Origin of the sequence: Amycolatopsis umgeniensis (genome assembly GCF_014205155.1) — a bacterium.
In the GTDB taxonomy this organism is placed as follows: Bacteria; Actinomycetota; Actinomycetes; order Mycobacteriales; family Pseudonocardiaceae; genus Amycolatopsis; species Amycolatopsis umgeniensis.
On record NZ_JACHMX010000001.1, the window covers coordinates 8330350 to 8350917 of the forward strand.

Annotated in this window: 21 protein-coding genes; 12 read left to right on the forward strand and 9 right to left on the reverse strand. The window is 68.8% G+C overall.

The features are described 5' to 3' along the window. Positions 1–54: 54 nt before the first annotated feature. Both HDA45_RS38115 and HDA45_RS38120 read right to left on the reverse strand, forming a co-directional pair. Positions 55–681: a TMEM175 family protein gene (locus HDA45_RS38115; RefSeq protein ID WP_184903755.1), complete on the reverse strand. Its 627-nt coding sequence runs from the start codon at positions 679–681 to the stop codon at positions 55–57. Continuing rightward, entirely contained in the window at positions 678–1193 is a 516-nt protein-coding gene (locus HDA45_RS38120; protein ID WP_184903757.1) for a DUF6790 family protein, read from the reverse strand. Before HDA45_RS38120 ends, HDA45_RS38115 begins: the two co-directional genes overlap by 4 nt. 56 nt (positions 1194–1249) lie before the next feature. On the opposite strand from HDA45_RS38120, the gene HDA45_RS38125 reads away from it, so the two are divergent. From HDA45_RS38125 to HDA45_RS38140, 4 genes are all read left to right on the forward strand, one after another. Then, positions 1250–1669: a MarR family transcriptional regulator gene (locus HDA45_RS38125; protein WP_184903759.1), complete on the forward strand. Its 420-nt coding sequence runs from the start codon at positions 1250–1252 to the stop codon at positions 1667–1669. Positions 1670–1758: 89 nt separating this feature from the next. Continuing rightward, positions 1759–2166 (forward strand): carboxymuconolactone decarboxylase family protein, encoded by a 408-nt coding sequence (locus HDA45_RS38130; protein WP_184903761.1) that lies wholly within the window; start codon positions 1759–1761, stop codon positions 2164–2166. A gap of 30 nt (positions 2167–2196) precedes the next feature. Beyond that, a complete protein-coding gene (locus HDA45_RS38135; protein ID WP_184903763.1) occupies positions 2197–3120 on the forward strand; it encodes an NAD(P)-dependent oxidoreductase in 924 nt (307 codons plus the stop codon). Between the two features lie 24 nt (positions 3121–3144). Next, on the forward strand, positions 3145–3828 hold the full coding sequence (locus HDA45_RS38140) for a GntR family transcriptional regulator (protein WP_343072246.1): 684 nt from the start codon (positions 3145–3147) through the stop codon (positions 3826–3828). 319 nt (positions 3829–4147) lie between these two features. Here the strand turns inward: HDA45_RS38140 and HDA45_RS38145 are convergent, their stop codons facing one another. Next, positions 4148–4936 (reverse strand): alpha/beta fold hydrolase, encoded by a 789-nt coding sequence (locus HDA45_RS38145; RefSeq protein WP_184903766.1) that lies wholly within the window; start codon positions 4934–4936, stop codon positions 4148–4150. A gap of 35 nt (positions 4937–4971) precedes the next feature. Continuing rightward, the gene (locus HDA45_RS38150; RefSeq protein ID WP_343072247.1) at positions 4972–6060 is read right to left on the reverse strand and encodes an NADH:flavin oxidoreductase/NADH oxidase; all 1089 of its coding nucleotides are present in this window, start codon (positions 6058–6060) and stop codon (positions 4972–4974) included. Positions 6061–6189: 129 nt separating this feature from the next. Here HDA45_RS38150 and HDA45_RS38155 point away from each other — a divergent pair, with 129 nt between their 5' ends. Beyond that, a complete protein-coding gene (locus tag HDA45_RS38155; RefSeq protein WP_343072249.1) occupies positions 6190–7497 on the forward strand; it encodes an MFS transporter in 1308 nt (435 codons plus the stop codon). Between the two features lie 23 nt (positions 7498–7520). Here HDA45_RS38155 and HDA45_RS38160 read toward each other — a convergent pair whose 3' ends face one another. Beyond that, positions 7521–8312, reverse strand: coding sequence for an IclR family transcriptional regulator (locus HDA45_RS38160; RefSeq protein ID WP_184903768.1), 792 nt, complete (start codon positions 8310–8312; stop codon positions 7521–7523). 68 nt (positions 8313–8380) lie between these two features. On the opposite strand from HDA45_RS38160, the gene HDA45_RS38165 reads away from it, so the two are divergent. The 3 genes from HDA45_RS38165 to HDA45_RS38175 are packed head-to-tail and all read left to right on the forward strand — an operon-like array spanning position 8381 to position 11527. Beyond that, the gene (locus HDA45_RS38165) at positions 8381–9496 is read left to right on the forward strand and encodes a CapA family protein (RefSeq protein ID WP_184903770.1); all 1116 of its coding nucleotides are present in this window, start codon (positions 8381–8383) and stop codon (positions 9494–9496) included. Then, positions 9489–10376, forward strand: a complete 888-nt coding sequence (locus tag HDA45_RS38170) for a polysaccharide deacetylase family protein (protein ID WP_184903772.1) — start codon at positions 9489–9491, stop codon at positions 10374–10376. Before HDA45_RS38165 ends, HDA45_RS38170 begins: the two co-directional genes overlap by 8 nt. Beyond that, positions 10373–11527, forward strand: a complete 1155-nt coding sequence (locus HDA45_RS38175) for an amidohydrolase (RefSeq protein WP_184903774.1) — start codon at positions 10373–10375, stop codon at positions 11525–11527. The genes HDA45_RS38170 and HDA45_RS38175 overlap by 4 nt, the downstream gene beginning before the upstream one ends. A 333-nt stretch (positions 11528–11860) precedes the next feature. Here HDA45_RS38175 and HDA45_RS38180 read toward each other — a convergent pair whose 3' ends face one another. From HDA45_RS38180 to HDA45_RS38195, 4 genes are all read right to left on the reverse strand, one after another. After that, positions 11861–12136 (reverse strand): hypothetical protein, encoded by a 276-nt coding sequence (locus HDA45_RS38180; protein WP_184903776.1) that lies wholly within the window; start codon positions 12134–12136, stop codon positions 11861–11863. A 31-nt stretch (positions 12137–12167) separates the two neighbouring features. Next, a complete protein-coding gene (locus tag HDA45_RS38185; RefSeq protein WP_184903778.1) occupies positions 12168–12554 on the reverse strand; it encodes a hypothetical protein in 387 nt (128 codons plus the stop codon). Positions 12555–12634: 80 nt separating this feature from the next. Then, positions 12635–13495 (reverse strand): hypothetical protein, encoded by an 861-nt coding sequence (locus HDA45_RS38190; RefSeq protein ID WP_184903780.1) that lies wholly within the window; start codon positions 13493–13495, stop codon positions 12635–12637. A gap of 147 nt (positions 13496–13642) precedes the next feature. Next, complete coding sequence (locus tag HDA45_RS38195; RefSeq protein WP_184903782.1) at positions 13643–17413, reverse strand: nSTAND1 domain-containing NTPase; 3771 nt, start codon at positions 17411–17413, stop codon at positions 13643–13645. A gap of 597 nt (positions 17414–18010) precedes the next feature. Between HDA45_RS38195 and HDA45_RS38200 the strand changes: the two genes are divergently transcribed. The 4 genes from HDA45_RS38200 to HDA45_RS38215 all read left to right on the forward strand — a co-directional run bounded on the left by HDA45_RS38200 (position 18011) and on the right by HDA45_RS38215 (position 20445). Further along, complete coding sequence (locus tag HDA45_RS38200) at positions 18011–18715, forward strand: response regulator transcription factor (RefSeq protein ID WP_184903784.1); 705 nt, start codon at positions 18011–18013, stop codon at positions 18713–18715. Between the two features lie 100 nt (positions 18716–18815). Continuing rightward, positions 18816–19316: a lamin tail domain-containing protein gene (locus HDA45_RS38205; RefSeq protein WP_184903786.1), complete on the forward strand. Its 501-nt coding sequence runs from the start codon at positions 18816–18818 to the stop codon at positions 19314–19316. Positions 19317–19373: 57 nt separating this feature from the next. Beyond that, on the forward strand, positions 19374–19682 hold the full coding sequence (locus tag HDA45_RS38210; RefSeq protein WP_184903788.1) for a helix-turn-helix domain-containing protein: 309 nt from the start codon (positions 19374–19376) through the stop codon (positions 19680–19682). Between the two features lie 133 nt (positions 19683–19815). Next, a complete protein-coding gene (locus HDA45_RS38215; protein ID WP_184903790.1) occupies positions 19816–20445 on the forward strand; it encodes a lamin tail domain-containing protein in 630 nt (209 codons plus the stop codon). Positions 20446–20568: the final 123 nt, after the last annotated feature.

Below are 20568 nucleotides of genomic sequence, written 5' to 3' on the forward strand. Positions count from 1 at the left end.
AAGCGGACAAGACTCCCAGGATTGTCTTGCCCCGAGACAGAGGTCAAGAGAAAACTACGCGGTTTTCGTGGCCCGGCGGGCGATGGCGAGCGCGATCGGCGCCGCGAGCCAGCACAGGTACGCGCTGCTGTCCTCGGTCAGGAACGCGACGGGAATGGACACCCCGAACACCGCGGCCAAGCAGACGCTGCGCAGCAGGCTCTGGGCGAACACGCGGGGCGGGCCGTCCGATCGGTACAGCTGCTCGCGCCGGATCTCCCGGATGATCAGCGCGAACGACGCGGACGCCAGGACCTGCACCATCGCGTACAGGCTGAACCGGAGCGGGAAGGCGCCTTCGGCGGTGATCACCCGTGTCGCGAACGGCATCAGGACCTGCATGAACAGCCAGAGCAGGGTGAGGCTGATCAGGCGGCCGCTCAGCGAGCGGACATGGGGGAAGATCTCGTGGTGGGCGCGCCAGTGGGCGGCGATCACCACGAAACTGAGCGCGAAGGCGAGGTATTCCTTGCCGTGTCCCGCCAACGAGCTCAGCATGGCGCCGGTCGTGTCGCCCTGGGGGATGGGGAGATCCAGGGCCAGCAAGGTGAGCGCGATCGCGATCACCGCGTCGACGAAGATGCTGAGTCGTTCGGCGGCGGCCTTCCCGATCCTGTCGCCGGTTTCCGTGGGGGCCGTCATGCCGCGACCGGGCGCGGGGCGTTCGCGAGCCGCCGGGACCGCACGGCCAGGGCGATCATGACCGCCGGGATCAGGATGTCGGTGACGAGGACCCCGCCGGTGTTGCCGGGGGCGTGGTCACCGTTGGCGAACCACTGGTAGACGTGGCCGACCACGGCTCCCCAGAGGAACATCCCGCCACCGATGCCGATGGTGATGCGTTCGCGCGCCGACGCCGAGGCGGCCCGGAACCCCAGGATGGCCATGCCGAGGTTGGCGAAGGCGATTTCGAACAGGAAGGGGGTCCGCTCGAAGCCGATCGCCGTCGCCATGACGTCGGGGAAGGCGAGGAAGGCGACAGTCATCCACAGGCTGCCGCAGCCGAAGGCGCCGATGGCCCACCAGCGCTGCCAGATCTCGAGCCGCTCTTCGGACGACGTGGCGTGGCGGGCCCGGATGGCGGCTCCGGCGGCGGGCACTACGACCCAGACCAGCGGAAAGGCGGATTGGGCGAGGTAAGAGAAGTTGTCCATGGCCTCAGTCTTACCTAGTTAATATTAACCTGTCAACACTCTGGTATGGTGAGCTCGTGGATGACGGACTCGCAGACTTGTTGCACCGCGTGGTCATGCTGCTGGGCGAAGCGGCCCGGCGGCGCGCCGACGACCCCGACGGTTTGACCTACAGCCAGATACGGCTCCTGGGTACGCTGGAAGAAGTCGAGCCGACGACGCAGCACCGGCTCGCCCAGGCGCTGTCGGTGTCCGATCCGGCGATCAGCCGGGCACTGCGGCCGCTCGAAGCGGATGGCCTGGTGCGGATCACCGTCGACCCCGAACACGCGCGGCGACGGCTGGTCAGTCTCACCGAGGTCGGCCGGAAAGCCTTCCATGCCGCCGGAAAACCGCTCTACGACGAGCTCCGTGCCGGGCTCGTCGCGGCGGGCTTTCCTTACGAGCGCTATCTCGAAGACACCCTTCGGCTGGCCGAGATACTCGCGGCCGACTGATGGTGCCTCGACGGCCGCCTCGGTGAACCCTGTAGCGAATTACCGTATTACGGTATTATGATTGCTGCAGCCGACCACCGGAGGACCAGATGACCACCACTGAGCACGATCCGCAGACCTACATCGACGACATGGCACGTCGACGGGGCTACGTCCTCGACTATCACAAGGTGATGGCCAAGCAGGACTTCGAAGTGCTGCAGGCGGCCAACGGGCTGGTCAGCGCCGCGTACCTCGACCAGCGGACGCTGGACCGCCGGACGAAGGAGCTCATCTTCATCGTCAGTCTCACGGTGATGCGCGCCGCGAAGGGGCACATCCAGAGTCACATCAAGGTCGCACTCGAGTTGGGTGTCACCGCGAAGGAGATCCTGGAGGCGATCGAGATTTCGCTGCCCGAAGCAGGAATCGTCGCGTTCCAGGCCGGTTTCGAGGCCTGGCGGGAGGTCGTCGGCGCGGACGGTCTCGAACCGACTGTCGCCGCCTTCCAGGGCTGACTCGCCGGACATTCACGAAGGGAACCAGTCATGGCATACGCCGTCACCTTCATCGGACTGGGCACGATGGGGCAGCCCATGGTCCGCGCTCTCGCGCGATCCGTGCCGGTCTCGGTCCACGACGCCGACCGTGCCGCGATCGACGCGGCCGCCCGGAACGCGGGGGTGACGGCGTTGCCCGGCCTCCTGGACGGTGCCGACGCCGACGTCGTGATCCTCATGCTGCCCGACAGCACTGTCGTCGAGCGGGTGCTCGGCGATCCCGAAGCCCCGGGGAGCTTCGCCGGTCGCCTGCGGCCGGGAACGATGGTGGTGGACATGGGCTCGTCCGCGCCTCGCGCGACCCAGGAACTGGCCGAGCGACTGAAAAAGCGCGGCGTGGCGCTGGTGGACGCGCCGGTGTCCGGCGGGCCGCGCAAGGCCGCGACGGCCGAGCTGACCATCATGGCCGGCGGTTCGGCCGAAGACTGCGAGCGGATCTTTCCGCTGCTGCGCGCGATGGGGACGTCCGTGACGCACGTCGGCCCCGTCGGATCCGCGCACGCGCTGAAGGCGCTCAACAACCTGTTGTCCGCCATCGGGCTGGTCGGGGCGCTGGAAGTGTTCACCACGGGCGCCAAATTCGGCCTGGATCCGCGGATCATGCTCGAAGTCGTCAACCGGTCCACCGGCCGCAACCAGTCGACCGAGGTCAAGATCGGGCCGGAGGTGCTGGACGGGCGGTTCCAGGTCGGGTTCTCGCTTCCGTTGACCGTCAAGGACATCACCACCGCCTTGGACCTGTCGACATCGCTCGGGCTGGCGCCGGAGGTGTCGCAGGCGTGTGTCCGGTTCTGCCGTGCCGCGCTCGCCGATCTGGGGGAGGGGAACCCGGACCAGTCCGAGATCGCCCGGTACCTGGCGAAGGTGACCGGCGTCGACCTGACCGGTCGTACTACAGTGATACCGTCATAGAACAGTGACGAGGAGGCGGCCGGCGTGACAGGACAACGAGTGCAGCGCGTGGCCGCGCCTCTGCGGGCACAGGTTCTCGAAGCGCTCCGGCAGGACATCCTGGCCGCCGAGTTCAAGCCGGGGGAGCGGCTGGTCGAGGCGCGGCTGTGTGCGCGATACGAGGTCTCCCGGACAGTCGTCCGCGAAGTCCTGCGGCAGCTGGACACCGAAGGTCTCGTGACCACGGTGCCCAACCGGGGGCCGGTCGTCACCGAGTTGACGTCCGGTGACGCCGAAGCACTGTTCGAGGTGCGCGGCGCGCTGGAAGGCCTGGCAGGCGCCTTGTTCGCCGAGCGGGCCACCGAGGAGCACCGCGAGCGGATGGGCAAGGTGATCCGGCGCTACGCCCGCACGCACCGCAAGGCCGATCTGGCCGAGCGGCTGGAGATGAAGGACGAGTTCTACGACGCCCTCATCGACGGCGCGGCGAACCCGATCATCGATTCGACGCTGCGCGGCATCCACGCCCGCGTGCAGATGCTGCGCGGTCTGTCCCTGCAGGCCGAGGGCCGCGGGGCGGAGACCGTCCGGGAGCTGACAGCGATCCACGACGCCGCGGCCGTACGCCGTGACGCCGCAGCCGCTCGCGAGGCGTGCGAAGACCACGTCCGCAACGCCGCGGCCACCGCGCTGCGCGAACTCGCCGCGCGGCAGCCACACGACGGCTGACCCGCCGCCCTTCACGTACTACAAGCGCCACCGCCGCTTCCCCGCCCGCGACCGACGTTGCGAAAGTGGCTTTCGCAACACGCCGCCTCACCTCTCAATAACCCGGCGCGCCACTCGCGACCGCTGCACCGACACGTGCAGGTGGCGGGAAGGCTGCCTTCGGTCCGGATCGTGCATGGGTTGTGAAGGGCTCCTTGCCTACGCTGAGGGTTGCGAAGGGGCCCTTCACAACCTTTCCGGCGTGGTCGCGGGCGGTGTCGCCGTGGTCTGGTTTCGCGGACCAGCTGATCGAAACACCACTCAAGACACCGAATCCGTCCTAATCGGACAGTGCGGTGACCAGGAGTTCGGCCGTTGCTTCGGGGGATTCGACGTGGAAGTGGTGACTGCCCAGGTCGACCTGTTCGATGCGGACGCGGTCGCGGTAGCGCTCGACGGCCTCCTGGGTGATGATCGCGCGCACCGCGAACACCAAGACCGGCTGGGCGACTTCGCGCAACGCGGCGTCCATGTCCCAGTGCAGCAGGCCTTGGAGCGCGTGCAGTCCCGCGGGCTGGCGTACCGCGCCCATTTTCGCGATGTAGGCCTCGATCAGGGCGGGGTCGGTACCGGGCGGTGACCCCGCCTCGACCATGCCGCGCATCGCGACGGCGAAGTCCTCACGGAACGGGCGCAGGATCGCCTCGGCCGTTCGCTCGTCCTGTTTGGGGAACAGCGTCAGGTAATGCAGGGCGTCGAGGGTGACCACGCGGGTGACGGTGCCGGGCAGCAGCCTGGCGGTTTCGACCGCGACAGCGCCGCCCAGGGAATGTCCGGCGACCACACACGATTCGACGGACTCGGCGGCCAGAACGGCCACGACGTCGTGGCCGAACTCCTCCATCGTCCAGACGTCGCGGGTGGAGCGGGAGTCCCCGTGTTCGGCTAGGTCGATCGCGAGGACGCGGAGGTCGTGGGGGAGGTGGCCGATGATGGCGTCGAAGTCGTGGCGGTCGCAGCCCCAGCCGTGGACGAGCGCGAGGACGGGGCCATCGGCCGGTCCGGCGGCGGTGTAGTGGATCGTGGTCCCGCCGGGACGCTGGATCTCGCGGCTCTCGGTGTTGCTCATTACAGGGATTTCCTTTCGGCGAGCGGGGTTCGGCGTCAGAGAGCGCGGTGGTAGCGTACGGGCCAGGCTTCCTTGTCCGCCGGGCGGCCGCGCAGGGCGAGGTACGGATCGCGCAGCAGGGGACGGCCCAGCAGCACGGCGTCCGCCTCCCCGTCTCCCACGATCCGGCTCGCCGCCTCCAGACCTTCGATCTGCCCGACCGGGGCGACCGCGAGCCCCGAAGCCTGTTTGAGCGTCTTCGCGAATCCGACGTTGACCCCTGCTCGAGCGGGCGGGCGGGCTTCGGCGTCGCGCACCAAGACTCCGGACGAGACGTCGAGAAGGTCGATGCCCGCCGCCGCGAGTTCCTTCGCGAACTCGGCGGCGTCCTCGATGGTGATGCCGCCTTCGGCCCAGTCGGTGGCGGTGACGCGGACGAAGACGGGTTTGTCCGCCGGAAAGGCTTCCCGGACGGCTCGGGCCACGCGCAGTGGGAGGCGCATCCGGTTCCGCGGGCCGCCGCCGTACTCGTCGGTCCGGTGGTTGGCCAGCGGAGACAGGAACTGGTGCAGGAGGTACCCGTGCGCGGCGTGGAGTTCGACAGCCTGATACCCGGCCAGGTGGGACATCCGGGCCGCTTGGGCAAAGGCCTCGACGACCTCGTCGAGGTCGGCCTGACTGGCTTCGCGGGGCACGGCAAGGTCGCCGAACGGGATCGCCGACGGCGCGAACAGATCCCAGCCGCCGTCGGCCACGCTGACCGGGCCGTTCTGCCCACCGCCCTCCCAGGGAACCTGGTGTGATCCCTTCCGGCCGGCGGCCAGCAGTTGGATCGCGGGGACCGCGCCGTGTCCGGCGATGAACGAGGTCAGCCGCCGGTGCGCGAGAGCCTGCTCTTCGGTCCAGATCCCGAGGTCCGCCGAGGTGGTCCGGTGCCGCGGGCCGACCGCGGTGGACTCGACCATGATCAGGCCCGCCCCGCCGACCGCGCGCTGGCCGTAGTGCACCAGATGCCAGTCGGCGGGCATTCCGTCGGATCCCGCGGCGTACTGGGCCATCGGCGACATCCAGACGCGGTTGGGGATCGTCACCTCCCGCAGCCGCAACGGTTTCATCTCCGGGCCGGGTGATTCCTTGCTGGGCACAGCTGAACTCACTTCCTCACGAACATCCGATGACCGTAATACGGTCTGTTGACAGATGAGAATACCGTATTACGGTAATGCAATCGATCGGGCGGGGTGCTCCGGTCGTCCTCGACCTCAAGGAGAGCCGTGAAAGCAGACGAGCACACCGTTGTGTCCGCGCCTTCGGTCAGGATGACCCGCAAGCAGCGGAAGGCGATCCTCGCCGGGGCGCTCGGCAACGCGATCGAGTACCTGGATTGGGGGATCTACGCGTCTCTGGCCCCGGTCTTCGCGAACCAGTTCTTCCCTCGGGGCGATCCGGCCGCCGCGTTCCTGTCCACCCTCGCGATCTTCGCGGCGGGCTTCTTCGTGCGCCCGCTCGGCGGCGTCGTGCTGGGCGCCTACGCCGACCGGTTCGGCCGGAAGAAGGCGCTGACGTTGACCATCAGCCTGATGTCGGCCGGTGGGCTCGCCATCGCGGTGTGCCCGACCTACGAGCAGGCGGGTGTGGTCTCGCCCCTGATACTCCTGGTGGCCAGGCTGGTGCAGGCGTTTTCCGCGGGCGGGGAATGGCCGAGTTCGGTGTCGTACATCGTGGAGAACGCGGCTCCGCGGAGAAGGGCGTTTGCGGGATCCTTCCAGCAGGTGTCGACCGCGGGCGGGATCCTGCTCGCGTCGCTGTTCGCCCTCGCCGTGACCTCGCTGCTGGACGATCGGCAACTGCACGCCTTCGGCTGGCGGATCGCCTTCGCCGTCGCCGCGGCGCTGGGTCTGATCGTCCTGTGGTTGCGGGTCCGCACCGAGGAAACGCGGCACTTCGACGACGCGGTGGCGTCCGCCGCCCCGCATCGGCCGGTACGGACCCTGTTCGCCGAGCACAAGCTGAGCCTGCTCCGCGTCGTCGGGATCACGGTTCCCGGGACGATCGTCTACTACCTGTGGATCACGGCCATGCCCGGCTATGTCACCGCGACCACCGGCCTCGACCTCGGCTCGGCCCTTCTCGCGAACTCCTTGTCGGTCGTCGTGTTCATCCTGCTGCTCCCGCTCGGAGGACTGCTGTCCGACCGATTCGGCAGGCGTCCCACCTTCATGTTCTTCGTCGTCGGGTTCGCGCTGTACGCGTGGCCCGCCTACCGCCTGCTCGACGGAGCGGGTTTCTGGACGCTGCTGCTCGTCGAACTGGCCGGGGTGGTGCTGCTCGTCGGCAACTCTGCGAACGTGGCCGCGATCTACGCCGAACTGTTCCCGACCAGGGTGCGCACGACCGGGACCGGCCTGCCCTACGCGGCGACGGTCGCCGTGTTCGGTGGCACGGCGCCGTATTTCACGACCTGGCTCGCCGACATCGGGCAGCGGGACAAGATCTGGATCTACGTGGTCGCCGCGGCGGTGGTCGGCGTGGTCACGATCATGACGATGCCCGATACCGCGCGCCTGGACCGGCTCCCGTGACGACATGCGAGACCTCCTCGGTGTCAGTCGACCGTCAGCAGGTGACTGATCTCGGCCGCGGCGGCCATCACCAGTGGCGCGAAGGTGTGCTCCTGGGCGCGGTGAAAACGCATCTCCGGGATGGCGAGGGTGACCGTCGCGATCGGATGCCCGAGCGGATTGGTGATGGCGGCGCCGATGGAGGCCACGTGCGGGCGATACCACGAGGAGGAGCCGTTGAGCGCGTACCCGCGCTTCGCGGTCTGGGCGATCTCCCGCCGGAGTTCCGCGACGTCCGGTACGGGGGCGTCGGCGAACTCCGTGAGTTCGTGTCGCAGCAGTTCGTCGACCTCGGCGTCGTCGAGCAGCGCCATGATCGCCGTGCCGCCCGAGGTGGCGCGCAACGGCACCCGGGTGCCGACGTCGAGAAAGACGCGGACGACCTGGGTGGTGTCCTCGCGGGCGAGGATGACGAGACATTCGCCGTCGCGCAGACCGAGAATGACCGTCTCGTCGGTCTCGGCCGCCAGGCCCTCGAGGACCGGCTTCGCCACGTCCTGGAGATCTCGCTCGCCCGTACTGCGCAGCCCGAGGGCCAGTACCTTCCTGGTCACCCCCCACCGGGCGCGCTCGGGGTCCATGATCTTGAGCCAGCCGGCCTGCCGGAGTGTCACCAGGCACCGCTGGACGGTGCCCTTCGGGATCTCCGTCACGCGGGCCAGTTCCGAGACGCCGATCGGTTGCCGCACGGCGACTTCCTCGAACACTCGCAAGGTGTTCAGGACGCTGTTCATCGATCTGACGCTGCCGGTCGGCTGGTCCGCTTCTTCGCTCATGAGAGCGAGCGTACCGGCAGTTGGGTTACTATGCGATATGCCGTATCGGATTGTGAAACGGAGCGTCCATGGATCTCGTAGTGGTGGGAGACGTCGTCCCGGCGGGATGGCCGCGGCGAACGGCGGGGGAGCGCTCCGGACCGGGTGATCCGGCGTTCGGGCTGCTCCGCGGCGGTGATCTGACGATCGGCAACCTGGAGGTTCCGCTCACCGGCGCCGGGGTGCGTGCCGAGAAACTGGTGACGATGCGCGCGCCTGCCGCGGGTGCGGGGGAGCTGGCGGCACTCGGCTTCGATCTGGTGTCCCTGGCGACGAACCACGCGCTGGATTTCGGCGTCGAAGGTCTTCGCGACACGGTGTGCGCGCTGGACGCCGCGGGTGTCCGGCACGCCGGGGCGGGCGAGACGATCACCGAGGCGAACCGGCCGCGAGTCGTGTCCGCGGGCGGGCGGACACTCGCCTTCTTCAGCTTCTGTTCCGCACTTCCGCTGGGCTTCAACGCCACGGCCGACCGTGCCGGGATCGGGGCGATCCGGGTGCGCCAGAGCTTCGAGTTCGACAGCACGTTCCTCGACGAGACCCCCGGGACGCCGCCCTTCGTGCACTCGAGCGCGCACGAACCGGACGTGCGCGCGGCCGAAGCCTTGATCGGCGAAGCCAAGCAGCGCAACGACTTCGTCGCCGTGGCCCTGCACTGGGGTGTCCCGTTCTGCTACCTGCCCGCGACGCAGGGCCCGCTGGCGGAGTACCAGCGGCCGCTGGCCCGGCGCCTGATCGACGCCGGCGCGGACCTCGTCATCGGGCATCATCCGCACTGCCTGCATCCGGTGGAGTTCTACGAACAGGGGCTGATCCTGTACTCCACCGGGAATTTCCTCTTCGATTGGTGCGACGGGTGGAACGCGGAATCGATGACGGCGCGGGAGGACGCACACCCGGCCCCGCCCTACGAAGCGGCTTTGGTCACGGGTCCTTGGTTCGAGAGCGCGGTGTTCCGGGTCCGGCTCGGCGGGGCCGGCGGGCCCACGCTTCGCCTGGATCCGATCGAACTCGATGCGGACAGTCAGCCGATCCTGCCACGTCCCGAGGTGGCGGCTTCGATCCTTGCCCGGTTCTCGGCTATGTCGCGGGAACTGGATCCGTCCTTTGTGGTCGATGATGATGGGAGCGTGAGGCATGAGTGAACCTTGGCAGTGGGATGAACAGATCTGGCGCGGGCACGTCGAACGGGTCCGCGCGGGACGTCCGTTGCGGCCGGATTCCTGGCCGGGTCGTGCCAAGGTGGCGGTGGCCTTGTCGTTCGACTCCGATCACGAGACGATCCCGCTGCGCGACGGCGAGATCCTGCCGGGAAAGCTGTCGCAAGGCGAATACGGCGCCAGGGTCGGCGTGCCCCGGATCCTGAAGCTGCTCGACCGGTTCGAGGCACCGTCGACGTTCTTCATGCCCGCCGTGTCCGCGCTGCTGCACGACGGCGAAGCGAAGTCCTATGTGGACGCCGGGCACGAGATCGCGCTGCACGGCTGGATCCACGAACGCAACACCCAGGTGCCACCCGGAGCCGAACGCGACCTCGCTTTCCGGGCCGCGGACACCCTGGAACGTCTCACCGGTGTGCGACCGGTCGGTATCCGCACCCCGTCGTGGGACTTCTCCGAGCATTCGCTCGAGATCATCCGCGAGCTGGGCCTGACGTACGACTCGTCGTTGATGGCCGACGACGACTGCTACGAGATCGTCGCCGACGGTGAGCCCACCGGCATCGTCGAGCTGCCCGTGGAGTGGATCCGTGATGACATGCCGTACTTCATGATGGAGCGATTCGGGGCACAGCGGCCGTACACACCGCCGCGCGGTGTGCTGTCGATCTGGCGTGACGAGTTCGACCTCGCCCTCGCCGAGGGCGGCGTCTTCCAGCTCACTCTCCACCCGCACGTCATCGGGCATCGCTCCCGCGTCGCGATCCTCACCGAACTGCTCGAGCACATCGTCTCCCACGACGGCGTCTGGTTCGCCACGCACGCCCAGATCGCGGACCACGTCGGAAAGGACCTGTCACGATGACCGGAATCGAGCGCTCGTTCGAGCAGAACCTGGACTCGGTCCTGGAGCTTTCGCACCGGATCAACGCCAACCCCGAACTGGCCTTCGAAGAACACGAGACGTCGGAATCGCTCATCGCGGCGCTGGAGGCCGGTGGGTTCACGGTGGAGAAAGGGGTGGCGGGCCTGCCGACGGCGTTCGTCGCCTCGGCCGGGGCCGGTGACTTCGTATTCGGCCTGTGCGCGGAAATGGACGCGCTCCCGGGCATCGGGCACGGCTGCGGTCACAACGTCATCGCCGCGTCCGCCGTCGGTGCGGCGCTGGCGCTGGCCCCCTTCGCCGACGAACTCGGGCTGACGGTGCGGGTGTTCGGCACCCCGGCCGAGGAAAAGGGGACCGGCAAGGAGATCATGGTCAACCACGGCGTCTTCGACGACACCCACGCGGCCATGATGGTGCACCCGACGCTCAAGGACGTCGTCGTCCCGCACCTGCGCGCTTCGCGATCCTGGCAGGTCGCCTACACCGGGGTCGGCGGGCACGCCTCGCGCCCTTGGAGCGCGCTGAACGCGGGGGACGCGACGGTCGTCGCCCAGACCGCGATCGGTCTGCTGCGCCAGCAACTGCGCGACGGCATCAGGGTGCACCACGTCGTCAAGGAGGCCGGGGCGGCCGTCAACGTCATCCCCGACCACGCGGTCGTCGACTGCATGATCCGCGCCGACACCATCGACGAAGTCGACGAAGTGTGGGAACGGGTGCGGCGCTGCTTCGACGCGGGGGCCGTGGCAACCGGCACCGGCGTCGAGTACACCGCGTTGCCCTCCATCTACCGCGAATTCCGGCACGACCCCGATCTGGCGCCGCTGTTCGAGAAGCACGCGAAGGTCGTCGGCCGGACCTTCCCCGACTATCCGGACAAGATGTTCGGCTCGACGGACATGGGCAACGTCTCGCTGCGCGTTCCCGCCATCCACCCGATGCTCTCCTTCGACCTCCCGCCCGAGGCGGGCAACCACACCGCCGCCTTCGCCGTCGCGGCGGGCGGCCCCGACGGCGACCGGTTCGTCCACGACGCAGGCTTGGCGATGGCCCTCACCGTCGCCGAGGTCGCGCGGTCCGGGGAGATCCGGGCACGGCTGATCGCCAGGGGCCGCCGACTCGCGGAGTGAACGCGGTAGAGGTGACCGTGTCGGTTTGCTCGCTCGTGTGTCGGTTCGGGTGTCGCGAAAGCCACTTTCGGGACGTCTGATGTCCTGAAAGTGGCTTTCGCGACATCAGGGTGGCGGTGAGGTGCGACCCGCCGGACCAGGCACGGGTAGCCACGGGCAGGCGTTGCGAACGCCACTTTCGCAACCTTCAGTGTTGCGAAAGTGGCGTTCGCAACGCACCCCCAGTCCCACCCACGACCAAGACACGTTCGCCTCACCTCTCGGAAAGGTCGAGCGCTGTGTCACGGACGGAATCCGGAACACAGCACTCGACCGGTCTTCGGTGGACGGTTCCTAGTCGTCCGCGACCATCAGCCAGTAGCCACCGAGGCTCTCCGGGCACCGCCAGTGGTCCCACTTGTGGGTGTTCCACCCGTCGAAGCCCGCCCAGTAGCAGGTGTCGTAGTCGTTGTAGATGTCGTGCAGCCGCCATTCCAGATCCCGCTGCTGAGCCGTCACAGGGGCGGCCTCCCCGAACGTCGCGGCCGATGCCGGTGTGGCGAGACCGGCCCCCAGGGTGAGCGCCAGCACGCTCACCGCGACACTCACCGTTTTCTTCAGCGTGTTCATCGAATCCCCTTTCTTCGAAACCATCGCGGACTCAGTTGCCGCAATAGCTGACCCATTTACTGGAGGCGATGTTGTCCTGGACGCTTTGGCCGTAGCCCGACCGGCCGGGCCCCCAGCTGAAGATCCACTGGCCGGAGCTCAGCGGCCACCACGTGTCGCCGCGCCCGATGCACGCCCACGCGCCCGCGTAGCTCGCACCCCAGTAAAGATTGACCTTGTCGTTGGTCGCCATGTAGCCGTTGTTGAACACGGCGTTGACGTTGTTCGTGCAGTCGCCCCAGCTCGGCGCGTTGTTGCTCCAGTGACAGTCAGCGCCCACTTCGGTGTAGGCGTAGACGTACCCGTCAGCGGCCGAAGCCGTCGGGGGAGCGGTCGCCGCTCCCGCGGGCAGTGCGGTGGCGAAGGAGAATGCCAGCAACAGTGCCAGCAAACCGGCAATACGATTTCTCCACACAATCGATCCCTTCTCGTGTTTCCTTTCCTGGTTTTCGGCAGGCCTCATCGCTGGGCGTTCTTCACCGCGGCCCCGGCTCGAGGAAGCGCCGCGAGTTGGAGGCGGAGCCGGGTTTCCAGCCCTTCCCGGTACTCCGCGCGAACGTCCGCCTGCCGCGACCGGTCCAGTTCACGGGCGGTGGCGGCGAGCCCGGTGCGCCCGGCGCAGGTGGCCTCGGCGACGGCTGTGCGGATCTCCCCGTCTCCTCCGGCTCCGGCATCCGGAGCGCTGATCGCCGCTCGCGCCGCCGCCGGGGATTCGTAGGGAAGTCCCGCTTCCTTCATGCAGCCGCTCCATCGGGCGACAGCGGCGGTGAAAGCCGGATCCGTCACGACCCGCCCTCGCCACAGCCCGGGAAGAGCTTCGGCGATCTTGCTCGCCCGGTACCACGCCGCGAGGTCACCGTAGAGTTCGCGCCACGTTTGGGAGGTACAGCCGTTGTCGTACCTCGACAACAGCCCGCCGGCGGGCGGGACGGTCTCCACCCGGCCGGGGCCGGTCCCGTTGAGCGCGGCCACCGCGGCCTTCCTGCCCTCGGCCGGGAGTCCGTCGAAGTACACCTTGTTCGAGTCCGCCCGGGCGTCGGCGTTCCGTCGCAACTCGGTGCCGTAGCCGTGCCGGCTCGCCCAGTCGATGTCGTCGATCACGTAGGGGAACCGCTCGGGTTCGGCCCGGCGGTCGTAGGTCGTGATCCAGAGCCGAAAACCGTGGCGCGCCATGCAGTCACGGACGAGGAACTGCTCGGCGTCGTGGAGCTCGGCTTCTTCCCTTCCGGTCAGCGCGCGAAGTTCGGGTGCGGCCGCGCAACCGGTGACGGCCAGCGGCACCAGGCACACGACGGCGAGAATCCTCCCCAGCAACCCCATGTCTCCCCCAGGCGGTGTACCTCGTGCGCCCCAGTGCAGCGAGGTGAGGGCCCAGATCTACCGGCGCGCCGTTGTTCACGGTCGGCGGACGGCCGGTTAAGAAAGACCGGTGAAGAATGACGAGCGCCTGACCAGCTCAGACGGGCGTCATCGGCACGGCGCGGACGTGTCGACGCCGGGGAAGTACGCGGCGCGCTGCTCCGTCGTGACCGGTGGGTGGGCGAGCGCGCACGCTTCGGCCGCCGCGTCGTCCGGGTCGATCCGCCACAACAGGGCGACCCCGTCGCGCCCGCCGGCGAGCAGGTTCCGCCCGTCCGGGAAGAAGGCCACCGTGTGCACTTCGCCGGGGTGACCGGAGAGGGTCGCCCACGGTACGGGTGCGCGGGGGTCGTGCGCGTCCCACAGCCGGACGGTGTGGTCGTACGCGGCGGTGGCGATCCGGGAACCGTCGGGTGAGAAGGCCACCGCGGGGACAGCGCCGTGATGCCCGGCCAGCGTCGAGACTTGCGACGGCGAGTGCGGGTCGCGCACCTCCCATACGCGTGCGGTGCGGTCGAGTCCGGCGGAGACGAGATGTCGTCCGTCGGGCGCGAAGTCCAGCGCCAGAACGCGATCGGTGTGGCCCTGCAGGGTCGCCACCAGCCGAGGCCGGGCGGGATCCGAAACGTCGGTCAGGCGCACGGTTCTGGACATGGCGGAGGCGAGCAGATCACCGCGTGGTGAGAACGCCAGCGCGGGTGTGAAGTCGGTGGCGCCCGTGACTTCCCCGACGGCGAGCGGCCGGGAAGCGTCGCGCAGCGACCACAGCCGGATCACGTGCTCGTCATCGTCGCCGCCGACGGCGAGTACGGCGCCGTCCGGGCTGAAGCTCAGCGTCCGCGCGGTGCCGGGATGCTGAATCGGCCGTGGCAGCAGGCGGGCGCGGGCCGGGTCGGAGACGTCCCACAGCCGGACCAGCCCGTCCACGTCCCCGGCGGCCAGCACCGTCCGGCTCAGCGCGAGGGAACGGACCTTGGCCATCTGCGACGCGGGCAGGGCCAGCCGACGGGGCCGGTCCGGGTCGGCGACGTCCCACAGGCGCACGGCGCCGTCGCGGGCGCCTGTCGCGGCCGTCCGCCCGTCGGCCGAGACCGCCGAAGCCCGGACGGTGTCGGTGTGCCCGCCCAGGATCCTGCCGGGCACGTCGGTGAGGCGGACCGTGCCGTCGTTGCCCCCGGTGGCGACGGCTCGCCCGTCGGGGCTGAAGTCCGCCGCCCAAACGGTGTTGGTGTGGCCCGCGATGGTGCCGATCACGGTGGGCGCCGCCGGGGCCGACACGTCCCACAACAGCGCGGTGTAGTCCCACCCTGTCGTGACGACGGTCTTGCCGTCGGGCGAGAACCGGGCCGCCTGCACCGTGTCCCGGTGCTGGGCCAGACGGCCCACCTCCCGTGGCCCGCCCTCGGCCCGCAGATCCCACAAACGGGCGGAGGAGTCGAATCCGGCGGTGAGCAACAGCGCGCCGTCGGGGCTGAACACGGCGGAGTTGACCACGGCCGAGTGGACCGGCAGGCGGGCTGTACGGACGGGGCGGGCGCGGTCGGTGACATCCCACAGCCCGACCGTGCCGTCGTCGGAGGCGGTGACCGCGCCGCGCCCGCCGGGGTCGAACTCGGCCCACGACAGCGGGCCGTCGTGGCCGGTCAGCGTCGAAACGCGGGTCGGCGTGCTCGGGTCGCGGACGTCCCACAGCGCGGCGGTGCCGTCGTTGGCCGCGGTGATCAGCGCGGTGCCGTCGGGACTGAATCCGGCGTGGTACACCGCTTCGGTGTGGGCCCGCACCTCGGCGAGCAGCCGGGGTACGTCGGGGTTTTCCACATTCCACAACGACACCACCCCGTCGTGCCCGGCGGCGGCCAGCCGGGCTCCGTCGGGGGTGAACGCCAGCGACTCCACTCGCTCCGACTTGCCCGTGATCTCCGCCGCGGGTTCGGGGGAGTGGGGCGACGGCAGCCGCCAGAGCCGCACCGTGCGGCTGTCGCCGGCGCTGGCCAGCAGCGTGCCGCGCTGCCCGAACGCCACCGCCCGCCGGGCTTCGTCGCCGGTCAGGACGGTGGTGCGGGGTCCGATGACGGTGCTGAGCAGGCTGCCGCGGGTGTCGGCGGTCGGGTCGAGCCGGAAGGCCTCGAGGGCGAGTTGCCCCGCCAGCGCCGGGTCGACCGTGCGCAGCGCCGGTGCCTGTGTGGCCACCTTCTGCGCGAGAGCGGAGTTTCGCTGTGCCGCGGAGACCTGCGCGGCTCGCGCGGCGTACCAGGTCGCCCCCACCGCGATCAGGAGAAGAACACTCAACAACGCCACCAGCGCACGCAGCTGGGACACCCGTCTTCGTTCGGCGGCGTCGATTCGCGTGCTTTCGGCCACCGAGGCCGCCAGGAAGTCCCGCTCGGACTGGCTGAGTGCCCCGTCGTGGTGCTCGGCCCACGACTGGGCCAGCGCCAACCGCACGCCCCGATACAGCGCGCCCGAGTCCTTGTCCAGCGCCCGCCAGGTGGCCGCGGCGTCGGTGAGTTCGCGGTGTACCCGCAGCCCCTCGCGGTCTTCCGAGAGCCATTCGCGCAGGCGTGGCCACGAGCGGATGAGGGCTTCGTGCGCGATTTCCACGCTGTCCTCGCCCAGCACGAGCAGCCGCGCGGTCGCCAGGTGCTCCAGCACCGATCGGACGTCACCGCCGAGCTGGTCCAGTTCGTCCCGGCTCGCCCGCCGTTTGGTGTCCTTGGTTCCCTCGCCGAGCGCGCACAGCCGCAGGAACACCTGCTGGGCGGTGCGACGATGTCCGGGGGAAAGCGCGGTGAACGCGACTTCGGCCGTATGCGCGACAGCGTGTTCGATCCCGCCCGCGGCCTCGTATCCCTTCAACGTCAACGTCGTGCCACGACGACGTCGCCACGTCTCCATCAACACATGGGAGACCAGGGGCAGCACACCGTGCTGTCCGGCGGCGTCGGCGACGACGCGGGCGACCAGCGCGGTCTCCACCCTGCAGTCCACGAGCGCGGCGGGGCGGACGACCGCCTCGCGCAACTCGTCGATCGACATCGGCTCGACCGTCACCTGCCCTTCGCGCAAGGCGTGCGACAGCGCGGGATGCCCGACGCAATCCCCGTAGAAGTCGGCGCGCACGCTCAGCACCACCCGGCAGGTGCTGTGCTCGGTGGTCGCCGCCGTGAGCAACTGGTCGATGAACCGGATCCGCTCGGTGCGATCGGCGCAGAGTGTGAACACCTCTTCGAACTGGTCGACGACGAGCACCAGTTCGCCCTCTTCGGGGGCGATCCGCCGGACGACGTGGTGCAGTCCCCGCGGATCGTCCGTCGGCCGCGCGACCGGTGTGCCCGCCAGGCGCGCCAGCCGGATGAGGCACTCCTCGAGCGGATGCGGACCCGGCGTCAGCACCACGGTGGGCCCGGCCAGCTTCGGCGTCACTCCCGCCCGCAGCAAAGAAGTCTTGCCGGTGCCGGACGCGCCGACGACCACCACGACCCGATGCCGGGTCAGCTGGTCGAGCACCTCCTCCACCAGCGTTTCCCGGCCGAAGAACTGCGCCGCGTCCTCGACCCGGAACGGCGCGAGCCCCGTGTACGGCGAATCGTCCAAGGCCGGCGGTTCCGGCGGCTGCAGCGCCACCGACACCTCGCGCCACCGACGCTCCCACTCTTCAGAGTCCCCGTCGCACGCCCGCACGTACGCCAGCGTCACGTCGAGGCTGGGGAGCTTTCGCCCCGCGGCGGCCTGCGACAGCGCGGCCTCCGAGTAATGCGCCCGCGCGCTGAGCACCCGATAGGTCGGCTTACCCGCCTTCTCCCGCAACAGCCGCAAATCTCGTGCGAACTCCACCAACGGCCCGTTCCCGGCGGCCAACGGGTTTTCCTCACGCGGCATCCGCCCCACCCCCACCCGACATGGTCCACGATCAAGGCCGCTTCATCCAGGTGGGGCCGAACGGCCTAGCAGCCGGGTGCGGCGTTGCCCTCGACGAATGCGCATTACCGGAAGCGGGCCGGGCAATACGCCTTTCCGATGACGATATCGGACGAGATCGCAGAATCCGATCACGTGGGTTTTCCAACGAAAGGAACCAATCCAGTACGATGAATGGGGGCGCGAACGGATGATCCGTACCCGAGGGGACCTTGACAGCGCAACAAGGATTCGGCTTCCACGCATCCGTCACGGCGGGTTCGGAATTTGTATCCCCGTTCGGCCGTCCGGCCCAGATCCGGCCATCTCGCGTGTGACTTTTCTCCCTTGTCACCCGATTGCGGGTCCTCACCCGCGAGGAGAAGCGAGAAGATCCATGCCGGACGGCGACGAAAGAGGATTCGGCGAAAAATGAGTACCGACGTCGCCACGGCGGTCGGTTCGACGGATCGCCCGAGCGAGCAAACCTGTTCTCGGCGACTGCGGGCGCCGCCCGCCCGGACCGCCCGCACGGCCCGGTGCCACCCCGGGCGCCCGTCAAAGACCCCAAGGGGAACCATGAACCGCCTCACCACGCTGGTAGTAGACGATCAACCCCTCATCAGATACGCGCTCAGCAGGCTGTTGCGGGACTCGGCGGGGGTGGGGGCGGTGACCGAAGCCGCGAGCGAGCCAGAAGCGTTGTGGCAGTGCGAAAAGAGCCACCCCGACATGGTCATCACCGAGCTGTCGATCTGGGGTGAGCCCGCCGGGACGGCGATCTGCCGGTTCGTCAAGGAGCACCTCGAGCACGCGACCGTCCTGGTCTTCGCCGGTGACGCCTCGCCTTCGGCCATCGCCATGGCGCTGAACGCGGGCGCGGACAGTTTCGTGCACAAGTCGGCCGACGGCGGCCAGGTGATGTCGGCGGTGCGCTCCACCCTCGCCGGGCAGCGGGTTTGCCTGCAGGCAGGGGGAACCCCGCCGGCGGTCACCGAAGCCGTGCGGTACGCGAGCCTGATGACCAGGCGAGAGGAGGAGATCCTCGCGTTGATCCTCTACCGGTGGTCCAACGACGAGATCGCCGAAGAACTGCACCTCGCGACGCAGACGGTGAAGAACTACGTCAGCCGGATCCTACAGAAACTGGGCTTCGGCAGCAGGCGTGACCTGTTCCGGGCACTGCGTTTCCGGCCGGGTGGCAACCCGCTGCCACGGCTGGACTCCACGTCGCACGAAGGCGAGTCGTATGCCGCGGAGCGGCTTGCCGGGTATCGGTGCTAGGCCGGTCGGGTGTGCGACGTACCGGAAGTACCGAGACCGTCCGAGGTTCGGTACCCGCCGTATCCTGTGGCGCCGAGACCGTTTTCCTAGCGTTGCTGTCATGACGAAGCCAGGTTCCCTGCTCCTGCTCCTCGCGCTCGCCGGAACCCCCGTCCCGGATACCGTCCGGCCTTCGTCGGTCAAGATCCATGAGGTGCTCGGCGGTCCGGCGGGCTACATCGACCTGCGCAACACCACTACCACCACGCTCGACATCGGTGGCTGGTCCGTCCAGGCGTGCACGGGCGGAGCCGTGCCCGTCGAGCTGGCCACCGTGCCCGCCGGAAGCGAGATCGCCGCCGGTGACCACTTCCTCATCACCGGACAGGGCTTCGGCGGGACAGTGCAGCAGCTGGTCGTGGAGGCGATCGTCGGCGACGGCGAGATGCTGCTGGACCGGCGCGGAGCCCGCGTCGACAGCATCGGATGGGCGCCGTCTTCGCCCTGTCGCGAGAACCAGGCTGCTTCGGCCTGTCCCGGTTTGGCTCAGGCAAGGGACGCCGTCAGTCGCGACACCGACAACAACAAGGCCGACTTCGGCTGTGTGCGGCCGATCGACTGAGTGTCGTCTGCTTGTCCGTCCGTGAAATCCGTTCGCCAGTGCAAGAAAGGTGCGGTCGTGACCGCGAACAGCAACCGCGGGGACGCGACCCCGCTGTGCGAGCTGCTCACCGAACAACGAATCGCGAAAGGCTGGTCACAGTGTGACCTGGTCGCGAAGTTGCATACCCTCTCGGGCAACGACAGCGTCACCCGGGAGGAGATTTCCCGCTGGGAGCGGGGAAAGCGCATCCCCGGTCCGTACTGGCGGCAGTGGCTCGGCGACGTCCTGGACACGTCCAGCCGTGAGCTCGAAATCGCCGCCGCGGTCGCGAGAAGACGACGGCGAAAAGACGCGCCCGAGCGACGGTGGACAATTATCGACTGACGGGAAAGTACCGAAAAACTGGCCCCTTCCCGGCGGTGCCCCGGTTCTCGGATACTTATCTGGTCGCCACCGGTTGAAAGGATTCCGGTCTGGCGAATAAAACCCCCGGCAAGCAAGCTGAAAGGAATTTCTCATGCGACGAATTCTGGGTGCTTCGGCGGTATTCGCGATGCTGGCGATCGGTATGGCTGGCGGTGTCGCGAACGCGGCAGGCGAGAGTGAAGGAACCGAGGTCGCGCCGCTCGTCTCGTCCACCGTGGTCGTCAACGAGGTTTCGACCCGCGGCGTGAACGGCCAGCTCGACGAGTTCATCGAGCTGCGCAACATCTCGAGCCAGCCGCAGGACATCAGCGGCTACCTGGTCCGCATCTACTCGCCCTCGGGCATCCTGACCGACACGATCGTCATGCCGGCGGGCACGATCCTGCAGCCGAAGTTCACCGCCGGCCAGTACGCGGTGCTGGTCGGACAGAACTTCTCCGGCACCATCTCCGACCAGACGAACGTCATCCCCTTCACGCTGGCCGGCGTCGACGGCATCCCGACCACGGGTGGCGTGACGGTGCAGAACCTGGCAGGCACGAAGCTCGACGGTGTCGGCTTCAGCAACGCGGTCCTGCCCGCGCGTGAAGGCCAGGCCGCGACTCCGGAGAGCGCCGCCACCGATCAGCTCAACGCGTCGAACAGCCGCAACATCCTGAGCACCGACACCGACAACAACCGGCAGGACTTCTCGCTCCAGCTGCGCAGCGCGGGTCAGTAGGTCCACGAGACCGACCCCTCTCGACCGGGCCCGGGCCGCCGTCGGCGGTCCGGGCCCTTCCATGGCGGTATCTCGCCAACGGCGACATACCGCCACCGAGAGTTATTTTCATTCAGGTAGTCC